This is a genomic window from Bradyrhizobium sp. HKCCYLRH3097 (assembly GCF_051167875.1).
Lineage (GTDB): Bacteria > Pseudomonadota > Alphaproteobacteria > Rhizobiales > Xanthobacteraceae > Bradyrhizobium.
Genome location: NZ_JBNPTX010000001.1, coordinates 626,570 through 639,905 on the forward strand (window position 1 = coordinate 626,570; position 13,336 = coordinate 639,905).

The following is a 13,336-nucleotide window of genomic DNA, read 5'->3' on the forward strand; positions in this document are numbered from 1 at the left end:
CGACGGCACCACAAACGCGATGCTCACGCTCCCCTGGAGGGGGAGGGTCGCCTCACGAGGAGCGAAGCGAAACGTGAGGCGGGGTGGGGTGATGTCTCCGCGCGCAAAAGCATGCGTGGAGAGATCATCCCACCCCGCTCGCCCGCTTCGCGTGCGATCGACCCTCCCCCTCCAGGGGAGGGTGGCACCCGAGCGCGCGGCTAGCGTCCGGCGGCCCTCGGTATCTCGCCAAAAAAAGCGGCGCTCGATGGACGGCTTACTATTTGAATCCTGCGAACCGGCTGTCGAACGAGTTCGACTGCAGCACTGGTACGGCGCCGGAGACCAGCGCGGTCTGGGTCTGCGCGGGGGCCGAGGCCGTGGTGGCGGGCGCGTCGCCGGCGGCGGGCTTGAACGGCGGCCGCGCGGCGGCCTGCCGGGTCTCGGCGGGCTTCGCCGCGACCGGCTTGGGCGCAGGCTTGATCTCGGCGGGCTTGATCTCTGAGGGCCTGGCGTCCGCGGTCTTGCTCTCGGGCTTCGCGGTCGCAGCCTTGGTGTCGGCCGCGGCATTGCCGCCGATCCCGACCTTGCGGGCGAGGCTCGACATGAAGCTCGGCTTCTCCGGCGCACTGACGGCCGCCACCCGGGTGGAGGGCGCCGCTGCGGGAGCCGGAGCCGCACTGGCCGGCATCGCGGCGACCTCGTCGGCGCCGGGCGCGCGGGGCGGGTTGACATGACCGGGGATCGTGCCTGGCGCCGGCGTGAAATTGGCGAGCGACAGGCCCGGCGCTTCGCCGGCGTCGGACAGGCCGGTGGAGGCGCCCGGCACGCGGCTGGCGAAGATGGGGTTCATGCCGCCATCGATGCCGGTGTTGAGCTTGGCGACCGGCGTGCCCTTGGAGACGAGCTTGGCATATTCCGCCTCGTCCGCCTGCTGCTTGTCGCGCACGGCGGCGGTGATCTCGTCGGGCACGACGTAGGCCGGGCACTTGGCGGAGGCGTCGAACACCGGATCGTGCGTCGCGCCCGGCGGCTTCTGGGCGTCGAAGACGTACTTCTTCTCGCAGAAGTCGACCTTCGGCTCCTGCCGGGTGACTTCGAAATGGTCGTAGCCTTCCTTGATCATGCGCCAGAACGGCATGTTCGGATTGTTGCGGTGCCTGGCCATGTTCACCGGCGTCATCCGGAACGGATAGGCCTGGAACTGGAAGGCGCGCTGGCCGCCGAAGAAGGACTCGCGCCCGAGCGCATAGATCTCGGCGATCTGCTCGTCGGTCATCGCGAAGCAGCCGCGCGAGGAGCAGTCGCCATGCACCATCAGCTGCGAGCCGGTGCGGCCGAGCGCCTTGTCGAACGCGTTCGGATAGCCGGTGTTGAAGGACAGATAGTAGGCCGATTGCGGGTTCATCTGGCTCGGATTGATCGAGTAGAAGCCCTCCGGCGCCTGGCGGTCGCCCTCGCGCACCTTCGGTCCGAGATCGCCGGACCAGCGGCAGATCGGATAGGTCTTGAGCAGCGCGAACTTGCCCGAGCGGTCCTGCTTCCAGACCTCGAGCTCGGCTTCCTGCTTGAACACGCGGACCAGGATCGGCGACTGCAGATCCATGTCCTTCTCGCCCATCGTCGCGACGAGCTTCGGCGGCACCGGCTGGTTGGCCTTGGCGTTGGTGGCGAGCGCGACCTGATCGCTGTTGCAACCCGTCAGCAGCGCGCCGGCGGCCAACACCGCCGAGGTCATCAGAACCCGGACGAAAGCGCGGTTGATCAAAGCAAAGCTCCCCGCAAACCCGGCATGCCGCAACACCCCAGTCTCATCTCACGCGATCGGCCCGAAAGCTGGATAAATCACGGGTCGACCCTGCGTCATGCCGTCAAACCATTGATTAAAATTGTAGCCTTTGACCCCAAGCCTCGCAACCCGCGCTCCGGCGATGCCGAAAGGCCCCGGCCGCTTTGGTCAACAACTCCTAAACAACAGACCCCGCCGGCGGGGCCGAAATGCGGCCAAACGGCTGGAAAGACTCACAAAACCGCGAGCGCCGGGAGCTCGGCTCCGGCCCGATCAGCCGAGCTTGCGGCCGATCTCGATGAACTTCTGCCGGCGCTGTTTGCGGATGGCGTCGGCGTCGAGCCCCTTCAGCTCGTCGAGCGCCTGGGCGATGGCCTCGCCGGTGGCGGCGATCATCGCCGCGGGATCGCGGTGGGCGCCGCCGACCGGCTCCTTGAGGATGGTGTCGACCACGCCGAAACGCAGCATGTCCTGGGCGGTGATCTTCATGCTGTTGGCGGCTTCCTGCGCCTTGGTGCCGTCGCGCCACAGGATCGAGGAGGCGGCCTCCGGCGAGATCACGCTGTAGATCGCGTGCTCCAGCATCAGCACCCGGTTGGCGGTGGTCAGCGCGATGGCGCCGCCCGACATGCCCTCGCCGGTGATGATCGCCACGTTCGGCACGCCGAGCGCCAGGCAGGCATCGGTGGAGCGGGCGATCGCCTCGGCCTGGCCGCGCTCCTCGGCGCCGATGCCGGGATAGGCGCCGGCGGAATCGACCAGCGACAGCACGGGGATGCCGAACCGTTCGGCCATCTCCATCAGCCTGACAGCCTTTCGATAGCCCTCCGGGCGGGCCATGCCGAAATTGTGCTTGAGGCGGGATTCGGTGGTGGCGCCCTTTTCCTGGCCCATCACGCAGATCGGCTCGCCGCGGAAGCGGCCGAAGCCGCCCAGCAACGCGGCGTCCTCGCCGAACTTGCGGTCGCCTGCGAGCGGGGTGAACTCGGTGATCAGGCCACCCACGAAGTCGGTGAAGTGCGGCCGCTGCGGATGACGTGCGACCATCGTCTTCTGCCACGGGGTCAGGTTGGCGTAGAGCTCGGCCAGCGCCTGGCCGGCCTTCTCCTCGATCCGGCTGACCTCCTCGCCGATGTCGGTGCCGGAGGCGGCCATCGCCCGGAGTTCGTCGACCTTGGAATCGAGCTCGGCAACGGGCTTTTCGAAATCGAGGTAGCTGCGCATGGGATCCGGCATGGAAGAGCTGAAGGAAGAGCGCTGGGAGACGAAATCGGTTCGGCCTTCGGACCTGAAGATGAAGGACTTCAGGAGCTTAGGGTGCGATCGGTGCGCCGCCCCCAGGCGTCGTGCCGGGAGAACGGGCAGGATGGCGCTCTTTCGGGGCAGACGGGCGCGAAGTCAAGCCGGCCGGGCGTCACGCCGGCGGATTTGGTTTCGGGAAGGTGTGAAGCGAGGTCAGGTCTCGGCCAGCGGGTGCAGGTCCCGCACCAGGCTCTTGAGCCGCTCCTCGACCACGTGGGTGTAGATCTGGGTGGTCGAGATGTCGGTGTGGCCGAGCAGGGTCTGGACGATGCGCAGGTCGGCGCCGTTGTGCAGCAGATGGCTGGCGAAGGCGTGGCGCAGCACGTGCGGCGACACCAGCCGGGCCGGCAGGCCGCTCGCCACCGCGAGCTCCTTGAGGTCGCGGGCGAAGTGCTGGCGGGTGAGGTGGCCGCTCTCGCCGAACGAGGGAAACAGCCATTTGCCGAAGGTGGCGCTGGCCTTCTTCTCGGGCTTCAGCGCATCCAGGGCGGCGAGATAGTCGGCCATCGCCTGGCGCGAGGCCTGGTTCAGCGGCACCAGCCGCTCCTTGTTGCCCTTGCCGCGCACCACGATCATGCGGGCGTCGTTGCGCGCCGCGGTGCGCGGCAGCGCCACCAGCTCGGAGACGCGCAGGCCGGTGGCGTAGAGCACCTCGAGCAGGCAATACAGTCGCAGCGCCCGCAGCCGCTGCGACGGCGAAGCGTCGGCGACCTCGGAGAGCTCCTTGGCGCGGGTCAGCATGCGGTCGACATCGCCGATCGACAGCACCTTGGGCAGCGGCCGGCCGCGTTTCGGGCCCGACAGGATGGCGGCGGGATCGTCGCTGCGGATGCGCTCGCTCAGCAGGAAGCGAAACAGGTGCCGCATCGCCGACAGCCGCCGCGCCACGCTGGAGGATTTGAAACCCCTGGTGTCGAGATCGGCGAGATAGTCGCGCAAGGCCTGGGTGTCGGCCGTGGCGAAGCCGTTGGCCTTGCCGCCGAGAAATTCGGAGAGATCGGTGAGGTCGCGGCGATAGGCGTCCAGCGTGTTCTGACCGGCGCCCTGCTCGGCGGCCATCATGTCGAGGAACAGGCTCATCAGCCCGGCGTCGGAGGCCTTGACCTTCATGTCGTGAAATCCGCTGCGTCCGAGGCGATCGAATCACTACGAGGTATTCGTGCCGGCACGGCGAGCGGTGACTGCAAATCTGGCCGATATCGCGGCGCCCGGCCGCCTCAGACAACCGCAAAATTCTTAATCAATGCCCTGTGGCTTTTCGGTTCGTCGCAGCGGCGCCGCTCATCTCTTCTGGAACCTGTCGGGCGGGATCGTCACCGTCATCTCGCGCGGCTTCGGATTGACGAAATTCGCCAGCGCGTAGATCGCGCCATAGACCACGCCGACGATGACGGCGATGACGGTCAGGAAGCGGAACAGGCTGGGCATGTCGGTCGCGCAGGCCACCAGAAAGGGAACGGTTTCATCCAACATGTTCGCATCGGCCTTGCAAGCCCGTCGGGCAGACCGGGCAGCTCGCCTTGGCTCGGGGGGACGGAACAGGATGCCTTTGAAAGCAGCAGGGGCTGGGTTAGAAGCCTGGAGATGACCGACACGACGCAACCCGCACCCAGCCCAGCCGCTCCGGAGGCCGCGATTCTCGCAGGCCTCGGCAAGCGGCTGATCGTGCTGGTCGGCATGATGGGTGTCGGCAAGTCGACCGTGGGCCGGCGGCTCGCGGCGCGGTTGCGGCTGCCCTTCGTCGATGCGGACACCGAGATCGAGACCGCGGCCGGCATGACCATACCGGAAATCTTCGAGTCGCGCGGCGAGGACTATTTCCGCAACGGCGAGGCCAGGGTGATCGCCCGCCTGCTCGAAAATGGTCCGGCGGTGCTGGCAACCGGTGGCGGCGCCTTCATGCGCGAGGAGACGCGGCGGCGCATCCAGGAGAAGGCGGTCTCGGTGTGGCTCAAGGCCGATGCCGACGTGATCATGCGCCGCGTCCGGCGGCGGGCCGACCGGCCGCTGCTGCAGACCGCCGATCCGGAAGGCACGGTCGCTCGCCTGCTCGTCGAGCGCGAGCCGGTCTACCAGCTTGCCGATCTCACGATCTGCTCGCGCGATGTGCCGCATGATCGCGTTGTCGAGGACTGCATGGAGGCGCTGCAGGCGTTCTTCTCGCCACCGGAGACCGAGGCGGGGCCGGCCGGACCACAACCCGATCCAGTTCAACCCGATCCTCCGCAGGCGATGGGCGCGCTCCGATGACAGCACCACTGAAGCATTCCGATCCGATCATCGTCGACGTCGCGCTCGGCGAGCGCGCCTATGACATCGTCATCGGCCGCGGCGTGCTGGCTTCACTCGGCCAGCGGATCGCGGCGCTGCGGCCCGGCGTGCGCACCGCCATCGTCACCGACCGTACCGTGGCCGCGCATTGGCTGAAGCCGGCCGAGGCGATCCTGGCGGAGGCGGGCATCCCGGCGTCCACGATCGTGGTCGATGAGGGCGAGGGCTCCAAGACCTATGCCGGCCTGGAGAAGGTCAGCGAGGCGCTGATCGCTGCCAGGATCGAGCGCAACGATCTCGTCATCGCGCTCGGCGGCGGGGTGGTCGGGGATCTCGCCGGCTTCGCGGCCGCCATCCTGCGCCGCGGCGTCGATTTCGTGCAGGTGCCGACCTCGCTGCTGGCGCAGGTCGATTCCTCCGTCGGCGGCAAGACCGGCATCAATTCGCCCCAGGGCAAGAACCTGCTCGGCGCCTTCCACCAGCCGGTGCTGGTGATCGCCGACACGGCCGTGCTCGACACCCTGTCGCCGCGCCAGTTCCGCGCCGGCTATGCCGAGGTCGCCAAATACGGCCTGCTCGGCGATGCCAGCTTCTTCGCCTGGCTCGAGGCCAACCATGCCGACATCGTCAAGGGCGGTGCGGCGCGTGAGCACGCGGTCGCGACCTCCTGTCGCGCCAAGGCGGCGATCGTCGCCGGCGACGAGCGCGAGACCGGCGACCGGGCGCTGCTCAATCTCGGCCACACCTTCGGCCATGCGCTGGAGGCCGTGACCGGCTTCTCCGACCGGCTGTTCCACGGCGAGGGCGTCGCGGTCGGCATGGTGCTGGCGGCGCAGTTCTCGGCCGAGCTCGGCATGCTGCCGCCCGACGACGTCGTCAGGATCGAGCGTCACCTTGCCGCGGTCGGTCTGCCGACCCATCTGCAGGACATCGCCGGCTTCGCCCAGGAGGGGATCGGCGACGCCGATCGGCTCTTGGCCTTGATGGCGCAGGACAAGAAGGTCAAGCGCGGCAAGCTCACCTTCATCCTGATGGAAGCCATCGGCCGCGCCGTCATCGCGAAGGACGTCGATCCGGCGCGCGTCCGCGACTTTCTCCAGGCCAAATTGCGCAGCAGAGGCTGATCCCGGGCTTTACGCCGTATTGAGCAGTACCAACGGATCATCGGCGGCCTCCCTACAGAGCGACATCGGCGTCATGGACTGGTTCACACTCTCCGTCGTCATCCTCCTCCTCGCCGCCTCGGCCTTCTTTGCGCTGAGCGAGACCGCGCTGACCGGTGCCTCCCGCGCCTCGATGCTGCGGCTGTCGAAGCAGGGCAATCGCGATGCCGATGTGGTGTCGAGCCTGTTCGACATGCGCGAACGGCTGATCGGCGCCCTGCTGCTCGGCAACAACATCGCCAATATCGGCGCCTCCGCGCTGGCGACCGGTATTTTTACCGCCTGGTTCGGTGAGGTCGGCGTGCTCTACGCGACCGGCGTGATGACCGCGCTGGTCGTGATCTTTGCCGAGGTGCTGCCGAAGACGATCGCGATCAATGCGCCGGATCGCGTCTCGCTCGCGGTCGCCAGGCCGATGCGCGCGACTGTGTTCGTGCTCGGTCCGGTGCTTGCCGTGATCGAGGCGATCGTGCGCGGGCTGATGCGGCTGATCGGCTTCAAGGTCGGGGCCAATCAGCCGATCCTGTCGCCGACCGAACGCCTGCGCGGTGCCGTCGATCTGTTGCATCATGAAGGCAAGGTCGAGAAGCAGGACCGCGACATGCTCGGCGGCCTACTCGATCTGCGCGAATTGCAGGTGTCGGACGTGATGGTCCACCGCACCGAAATGGTGATGGTGAATGCGGACCTGCCGCAGGAGGAACTGGTGCGCGAGGTGCTCGCCACCGAGTACACACGCATCCCGCTGTGGCGCGGCACGCCGGAGAACATCATCGGCGTGCTGCATGCGAAGGACCTGCTGCGTGCGATCCGCGCCGCCGAGGGCGATGTGTCGCACATCGACGTTGCTTCACTGGCGCTGCCGCCGTGGTTCGTACCGGAGATGCGCTCCGTGTCGGAACAGCTGAAGGCGTTCCGCCGGCGCAAGACGCATTTCGCGCTCGTGGTCGACGAGTATGGCGAGGTCGAAGGCATCGTCACGCTGGAGGATATTCTGGAGGAGATCGTCGGCGACATCTCCGACGAGCAAGATGTGCAGGTCGCGGGTGTGCGCGTGCAGCCGGACGGGTCCGTCGTCGTCGATGGCTCAGTGCCGATCCGCGATCTCAATCGCGCGATGGACTGGACGCTGCCCGATGAGGAAGCAACGACAGTTGCCGGTCTCGTCATTCACGAGGCGCGTTCGATCCCCGAGCGCGGTCAGAGCTTCACGTTCCACGGCTTCCGCTTTCGCGTGCTGCGCCGGGAGCGCAATCGCATCACCGCGCTGCGTATCGTACCGGTGCCGCGCGGCGAAACCGAGGAGACGCGGCCGCGCCGTGCGGGCACGGCGTTCTAATTGGGGATCAAGCCTCGCCCGGCGCCTTCGCATGCAGCGCGAGCGCGTGCACCGAGCCGGCAAGTTCCGCTGCCAATGCGGCGTTGATCAGGCGGTGGCGATCGACACGGCTCTTGCCGGCGAAGGCCTGCGACACAATATACACGCGGAAATGGGTCTCACCGCTCGGCTGATGGCCCACATGGCCTTCATGCAGATGTGATTCGTCTTGAACATCGAGGCTTTCGGGCGAGAAAGCTTCGCGCAACTTATCGATGATAGCATCTCGGGTCCGCATGGTCTCTGGAAATACGCATCAAATTATTTTTCGTCAATCGGCGGTCCCCGCCTGAGGTATTCGCAATGTCAAGACTTGAAGCTTTTCGCGTTGCGTAGTCAAAGTCCGCCATGCCGATCGATTCAAACAAATTCTTCGACTCCATCCGCATCAAGCCCAAGAAACAGGCTGCGCGGCAGCCGGTGGTGCGCGAGGAGGCCCAGCCCTGTCAGTGGCCGGACTGCAAGAACAAGGGCTCGCATCGCGCGCCCAAGGGACGCGAGAACGCGCGCGAGTATTGGCACTTCTGTCTCGATCACGTGCGCGAGTACAACCAGTCCTACAATTTCTTCTCGGGGATGAACGCCGAAGCGGTCGCGCGCTATCAGAAGGATGCGCTGACCGGACACCGCCCGACCTGGAAGATGGGTGCCAACACGTCGGCCAAGCGCGGCACCGGCAGCGCCGAGGGCGATCTCGGCGATGCCGCCGATCCGTTCAGCGTATTCGCCGAGATCAACGGCCGCGGCAGTTGGCGTCCGGATCCCCGCTCGGCTCCCAAGGCCGAGACGCGCAAGGTCTTCAACGCCGAGCGCAAGGCGCTGCAGGTGATGGGCCTCGGTCCCGACGCGACGCTCGAGGATGTCAAGGTCAAGTACAAGGCGCTGGTGAAGCAGCACCATCCCGATGCCAATGGCGGCGACCGCTCCACCGAGGATCGCCTGATCGAGATCATCAAGGCCTACAACTACCTGAAGACGGTGGTGAAGGGCTGACGCGCGGCAGCGCGCGAGGCTGCCGCACGTCGCGTTGAAGGTATCAGGGCTTCGGCCCGATATAGGCCGAGCTCGGCCGGATCAACCGCCCGGTGCGCTGTTGCTCGCGGGCATGCGCCGTCCAGCCGGCGGCACGCGCCACCGCGAAGATCGGCGTGAACGCCTGGCGCGGAATCTTCAGCGCATCGAGCAGGATGGCGGTGAAGAACTCGACATTGGTGTCGAGCACGCGCTCCGGATTCTTCCGCCGCAGCGCTTGGCGAATGTAAGCCTCTACCTCGCTCGCAAAAGGCAGATCAGCCCCGCTGCCCGCCAGCCGCTCGATCGCGCCCTTGAGCACGTCGGCCCGCGGATCGCGCACGCGATAGATCCGATGCCCGAACCCCATCAGCCGCTCGCCACGGCCGAGCGCCGCGTCGACCCACGGCCTGATGTTGTCGCGCGTGCCGATCGCGTTGAGCATTTCCAGCACCGGCTCCGGCGCGCCGCCATGCAGCGGGCCGGTGAGCGCGCAATAGCCGGCGGTGACTGACGCGAACAGGTCGGCCTGGGTCGAGGCGACGACGCGCGCGGCGAAGGTCGAGGCGTTCATGCCGTGATCGCTGACGGTGACGAGATACGTGTCCAGCGCCGCCACCTCGCCGCTCTCGGGCGTGTCGCCGCGGACCATCCGCAACGTGTCTGCGGCGTGACCGGCGTCAGGGTCGGGCGCGATCGGCTGTGTTCCCTGGGCGCGCTGGACCAGGGCGCCGGCGATCACCGGGCAGGCGCCGACGATCGTGGCTTCGTCGTCGAGCCCGGGTTCGGACCGCAGCGCCGCGACGGCGGCGCGGAAGCCGTCGATGATCGACAGGCCGGAGGTCGCGGCGAGCAGCTCGGGCAGCCGGGCAAAGGCACGCTCGCGGGCACGGCCAAGGCCGGCGCGGACCTCGGCCTCGCCGACGGTGCGCTTCGTCGCCGCGCTCCATAGCCGGGCGGTCACGCCCTCGAAGCCGCTGGCGGCGGCGAGATCGGCCACACGCGCTCCGGCGATGATGAGCTCCCCCCGCTGGCCGTCGACGTGGCTGAGCACGGTCTCGGCGGCGGCGATGCCGTCGAGGCCGATGGGGGTCTTGCCGAGCTGGATGGTCATGGCGGGTCTCCTTCGAGAATGATCACGCTGACAAGATCCGCCCAGTCGACAACTTGATCAATCTTGATTAAGCTGATCAATATGAAAAAAGACAGCGGCCTTTACCTATCTGCTCGTGAAGCTTCGGCGGAACTCGCGATCTCGCCGGCCACCCTCTACGCCTATGTCAGCCGCGGACTGGTCCGCTCCGAGCCGTCTCCGAATTCGCGCAGCAACCGCTATCGCGCCGAGGACATCCGAGCCCTGAAGGAAAGGCGCGCACCGGCCCCCGAGCCGCGCGCCTTCCGTAGCTTCGATGCGGACCTCCCCGTGTTCGATTCCGCCGTGTCGACGATCACCGAAGCCGGTCCGATCTATCGCGGCGTCAATTGCGTCGACCTGGCCGTGCGCGGCACGCTGGAGCATGCTGCGACGCTGCTGTGGGACGTGACCGCGCTCGATCCGTTTGCGCCAGGCAACCTTCCGGCCGTGTCGGAGGAGATGGGTTTCATCGCCGATGCTGCGCGGCGCGCGGCGCCGATCGACCGCGCCATCGCGGTACTGGCGCTGGCGACACATGCTGATCCCGCGGCTTTCAACCGCGCTCCCGACGGTCGGGCGCTGGTCGGCGCGCGCATCGTTCGGCTTGTGGTCGCAACCATGTTGAACCAGCCAGCGTCAGCCGATCCGCTCCATGTTCAGGTCGCGCGGAGCTGGGCGCCCGGACATGAACATGCGCCGGACCTGATCCGTCGCACCCTGGTGCTGCTGGCCGATCATGAGCTGAACGCGTCGACCTTCACCGTCCGCTGTGCGGCGTCGACGGGCCTCAGCCTCTACGATGCCGTCATCGCGGGTCTTGCGGCGCTCAAGGGACCGCAGCACGGCGGCGCCGGCGTCCTGGCGTCGCAGCTGGTGAAGGCACTCATCGATCGCGATGTCGCGCCGCTGATCCGCGAGCGGGTGGCGCTCGGCGAGCGCTTCGCCGGCTTCGGCCACGGCGTTTACAAGCACGGCGACCCTCGCGCCATCTCGCTCCTGGAGGCGCTGACGCGCGCCGGTGCGCCGCGCAAATTCACCCGCGAGGTGCCCGAGCGGATCGCGGAAGCGACCGGTGAATTCGTGAACATCGATTACGCGCTGGCCGTGCTGGTTCACAGCCTGCGGCTGCCCGCGGGAAGCGAGCTGGCGCTGTTCGCGATGGCGCGCTGCGTCGGCTGGATCGCCCATGCCTGCGAGCAGCTGCAGTTCGGCCGCCTGATCCGGCCGCGCGCCCGCTACACCGGACCCATCCCGGGGCGCGGCGCTACCCTGGAGACGCTCTAGCGACCGCCGTCCGCCTATTCCGCCGTGCCGGCCGCCAGCTGAGTTTCGCGTCGCTTCCGCACGAGCCACAGCACGAGCCAGACCACGATCGTGCCCGCGACAGTCGCGATGATCCAGGTGGACTTGGCGATATGGCTATGATGCGGAATGCCGCCATAACGGTGCAACAGCTGCACGGCGAACACTCCGGGCAGGACATGGGCGCCGGCCCACAGCACGATGGCAGGGATGTTCACGGCGTAGAAGCGGGGCGGAGGGATGTCGAGCGCGCCGGCCGTGATCGGTACGACGGCGCGGATCGGCGCGATAAAGCGGGCGAAGAAGATCGCCAGGGTGCCGAAACGGTGGAACAGGGCCTCGCTCTGCGCCACCAGGCGCGGATAGTTCGAGAACGGCCAGCTCGTCAAGATCTCGCGCTGCCTGCGATGGCCGACCCAGAACGCCCCGCCGTCCCCCAGCACCGCGCCCAGGATCGCCGCCGCCAGCACCCATTGCAGGGTCAGCTCGCCGCCCGGAATCAATGCGCTCAGCGCCAGGATGATGGTCGTGCCTGGAACCACCGAGCCCACGATCGGGATCGCCTCCAGCAGGGCGGCCAGAAACAGGGTGAGATAAGCCAGTCCCGCATGCGCTGAGACGAAGGCAATGAGGGGATCGAGCAGATGGGCCACGCGGTTCCTGTAGGTGCAGAGGGTGGGCAGGGAGCTCCTCCATAAGTAGGAACCCCGGCTCCGGGTGCCACGTCGAGATCCTGGGAAGAGCCGGTGGGCGGAAAGGTGGCACGATTCGCAGGGCAGCCTTTCGAAAACGACCACTCATGCCTATCTCGATGATATAACGACGGAACTTTGATCAAGGCTTAGGCTTCTGCCCGCGCGTGCTCTCTGCTAGGCTGGCGTCGAAGCCCTTCAACCGCAGCCAAACATGAAATCTGGTTTCGGGAATGCCCGGGACCTCGGAGGATGAATGACGACCGCCGCTACGACCAATGCGCAGGAGATGACCGGTGTGCCCGACATGAAGGTGTCGGTGCGGCAGGTGTTCGGGATCGACAGCGACCTTGAGGTGCCGGCCTTTTCCGCAAGCGACCCGCATGTTCCCGAAGTCGACGCCGACTACCGCTTCGACCGCGCCACCACCCTTGCGATCCTGGCTGGCTTCGCCAAGAACCGCCGCGTGATGGTGACTGGTTACCACGGGACGGGCAAGTCGACTCATATCGAGCAGGTCGCGGCGCGACTCAACTGGCCCTGCGTGCGCGTCAACCTCGACAGCCATATCAGCCGCATCGACCTCGTCGGCAAGGACGCGATCGTGGTGAAGGACGGCAAGCAGGTCACCGAATTTCGCGACGGCATCCTGCCCTGGGCGTTGCAGCACAACGTCGCGCTGGTGTTCGACGAATATGATGCCGGCCGCCCCGACGTGATGTTCGTGATCCAGCGCGTGCTCGAAGTGTCGGGCCGCCTGACCCTGCTCGACCAGAACAAGGTCATCAAGCCGCACCCGGCGTTCCGTCTGTTCGCGACCGCCAACACCATCGGGCTCGGCGACACTTCGGGCCTCTATCACGGCACCCAGCAGATCAACCAGGGCCAGATGGACCGCTGGTCGATCGTCACAACGCTCAACTACCTCGCCCATGACGAGGAGGTCGAGATCGTGCTGGCCAAGGCCAAGCACTACCAGAACCCGCAGGGCCGCGACACCGTCAACAAGATGGTGCGGCTCGCCGACCTCACGCGCAACGCCTTCGCCAATGGCGATCTGTCGACGGTGATGAGCCCGCGCACGGTGATCACCTGGGCCGAGAACGCCGAGATCTTCAGTGACATCGGCTTCGCCTTCCGTGTGACGTTCCTCAACAAGTGCGACGAGCTCGAGCGTCCGCTGGTCGCGGAATTCTATCAGCGCTGCTTCAATGCGGAGCTGCCGGAATCCTCCATCAACGTGGCGCTGAGCTGACACACCGGCGTCGTTCTGGCCTCGGGCCGGGACCCATACGCCGCGGCCTCTCTCGTCGG

13 protein-coding genes are annotated in these 13,336 nt (G+C 67.0%); 6 read left to right on the top strand and 7 right to left on the bottom strand.

All coding sequences use genetic code 11. The features are described from left to right. Positions 1–259: 259 nt before the first annotated feature. From ACQR0U_RS02840 to ACQR0U_RS02855, 4 genes are all read right to left on the bottom strand, one after another. On the bottom strand, positions 260–1,747 hold the full coding sequence (locus ACQR0U_RS02840; RefSeq protein ID WP_315752309.1) for a L,D-transpeptidase family protein: 1,488 nt from the start codon (positions 1,745–1,747) through the stop codon (positions 260–262). 294 nt (positions 1,748–2,041) lie between these two features. Next, entirely contained in the window at positions 2,042–3,004 is a 963-nt protein-coding gene (locus ACQR0U_RS02845; RefSeq protein ID WP_315825525.1) for an acetyl-CoA carboxylase carboxyltransferase subunit alpha, read from the bottom strand. Between the two features lie 219 nt (positions 3,005–3,223). Next, a complete protein-coding gene (xerD, locus tag ACQR0U_RS02850; protein WP_316166245.1) occupies positions 3,224–4,180 on the bottom strand; it encodes a site-specific tyrosine recombinase XerD in 957 nt (318 codons plus the stop codon). A gap of 171 nt (positions 4,181–4,351) precedes the next feature. Next, positions 4,352–4,498 carry a histidine kinase gene (locus ACQR0U_RS02855; protein WP_315715424.1) on the bottom strand — a complete coding sequence of 49 codons (147 nt, stop codon included), beginning with the start codon at positions 4,496–4,498 and terminating at the stop codon, positions 4,352–4,354. A gap of 156 nt (positions 4,499–4,654) precedes the next feature. Here ACQR0U_RS02855 and ACQR0U_RS02860 point away from each other — a divergent pair, with 156 nt between their 5' ends. From ACQR0U_RS02860 to ACQR0U_RS02870, 3 genes are all read left to right on the top strand, one after another. Next, complete coding sequence (locus ACQR0U_RS02860; protein WP_315715223.1) at positions 4,655–5,320, top strand: shikimate kinase; 666 nt, start codon at positions 4,655–4,657, stop codon at positions 5,318–5,320. Next, positions 5,317–6,465: a 3-dehydroquinate synthase gene (gene aroB, locus ACQR0U_RS02865; RefSeq protein ID WP_434842574.1), complete on the top strand. Its 1,149-nt coding sequence runs from the start codon at positions 5,317–5,319 to the stop codon at positions 6,463–6,465. Before ACQR0U_RS02860 ends, aroB begins: the two co-directional genes overlap by 4 nt. A 73-nt stretch (positions 6,466–6,538) precedes the next feature. Next, on the top strand, positions 6,539–7,843 hold the full coding sequence (locus ACQR0U_RS02870) for an HlyC/CorC family transporter (protein WP_431337814.1): 1,305 nt from the start codon (positions 6,539–6,541) through the stop codon (positions 7,841–7,843). 7 nt (positions 7,844–7,850) lie between these two features. Here the strand turns inward: ACQR0U_RS02870 and ACQR0U_RS02875 are convergent, their stop codons facing one another. Next, a complete protein-coding gene (locus ACQR0U_RS02875; RefSeq protein ID WP_316166243.1) occupies positions 7,851–8,120 on the bottom strand; it encodes a BolA family protein in 270 nt (89 codons plus the stop codon). A gap of 110 nt (positions 8,121–8,230) precedes the next feature. On the opposite strand from ACQR0U_RS02875, the gene ACQR0U_RS02880 reads away from it, so the two are divergent. Then, entirely contained in the window at positions 8,231–8,875 is a 645-nt protein-coding gene (locus tag ACQR0U_RS02880; RefSeq protein WP_315715227.1) for a J domain-containing protein, read from the top strand. A 43-nt stretch (positions 8,876–8,918) separates the two neighbouring features. Here the strand turns inward: ACQR0U_RS02880 and ACQR0U_RS02885 are convergent, their stop codons facing one another. Continuing rightward, complete coding sequence (locus ACQR0U_RS02885) at positions 8,919–10,007, bottom strand: citrate synthase/methylcitrate synthase (protein ID WP_316166241.1); 1,089 nt, start codon at positions 10,005–10,007, stop codon at positions 8,919–8,921. Between the two features lie 81 nt (positions 10,008–10,088). On the opposite strand from ACQR0U_RS02885, the gene ACQR0U_RS02890 reads away from it, so the two are divergent. After that, positions 10,089–11,312, top strand: coding sequence for a citrate synthase family protein (locus ACQR0U_RS02890; RefSeq protein WP_315715229.1), 1,224 nt, complete (start codon positions 10,089–10,091; stop codon positions 11,310–11,312). A 14-nt stretch (positions 11,313–11,326) separates the two neighbouring features. Here the strand turns inward: ACQR0U_RS02890 and ACQR0U_RS02895 are convergent, their stop codons facing one another. Next, positions 11,327–11,983: a DedA family protein gene (locus tag ACQR0U_RS02895; protein WP_315715230.1), complete on the bottom strand. Its 657-nt coding sequence runs from the start codon at positions 11,981–11,983 to the stop codon at positions 11,327–11,329. A gap of 295 nt (positions 11,984–12,278) precedes the next feature. Between ACQR0U_RS02895 and cobS the strand changes: the two genes are divergently transcribed. Next, positions 12,279–13,277: a cobaltochelatase subunit CobS gene (gene cobS, locus ACQR0U_RS02900; RefSeq protein ID WP_315715231.1), complete on the top strand. Its 999-nt coding sequence runs from the start codon at positions 12,279–12,281 to the stop codon at positions 13,275–13,277. Positions 13,278–13,336: the final 59 nt, after the last annotated feature.

Coding starts and splice junctions, on each gene's coding strand:
- ACQR0U_RS02845 (WP_315825525.1), bottom strand. CDS start 3,004: ATGCCGGATCCCATGCGCAGCTACCTCGATTTCGAAAAGCCCGTTGCC.
- xerD (WP_316166245.1), bottom strand. CDS start 4,180: ATGAAGGTCAAGGCCTCCGACGCCGGGCTGATGAGCCTGTTCCTCGAC.
- ACQR0U_RS02855 (WP_315715424.1), bottom strand. CDS start 4,498: ATGCCCAGCCTGTTCCGCTTCCTGACCGTCATCGCCGTCATCGTCGGC.
- ACQR0U_RS02860 (WP_315715223.1), top strand. CDS start 4,655: ATGACCGACACGACGCAACCCGCACCCAGCCCAGCCGCTCCGGAGGCC.
- aroB (WP_434842574.1), top strand. CDS start 5,317: ATGACAGCACCACTGAAGCATTCCGATCCGATCATCGTCGACGTCGCG.
- ACQR0U_RS02870 (WP_431337814.1), top strand. CDS start 6,539: ATGGACTGGTTCACACTCTCCGTCGTCATCCTCCTCCTCGCCGCCTCG.
- ACQR0U_RS02875 (WP_316166243.1), bottom strand. CDS start 8,120: ATGCGGACCCGAGATGCTATCATCGATAAGTTGCGCGAAGCTTTCTCG.
- ACQR0U_RS02880 (WP_315715227.1), top strand. CDS start 8,231: ATGCCGATCGATTCAAACAAATTCTTCGACTCCATCCGCATCAAGCCC.
- ACQR0U_RS02885 (WP_316166241.1), bottom strand. CDS start 10,007: ATGACCATCCAGCTCGGCAAGACCCCCATCGGCCTCGACGGCATCGCC.
- ACQR0U_RS02890 (WP_315715229.1), top strand. CDS start 10,089: ATGAAAAAAGACAGCGGCCTTTACCTATCTGCTCGTGAAGCTTCGGCG.
- cobS (WP_315715231.1), top strand. CDS start 12,279: ATGACGACCGCCGCTACGACCAATGCGCAGGAGATGACCGGTGTGCCC.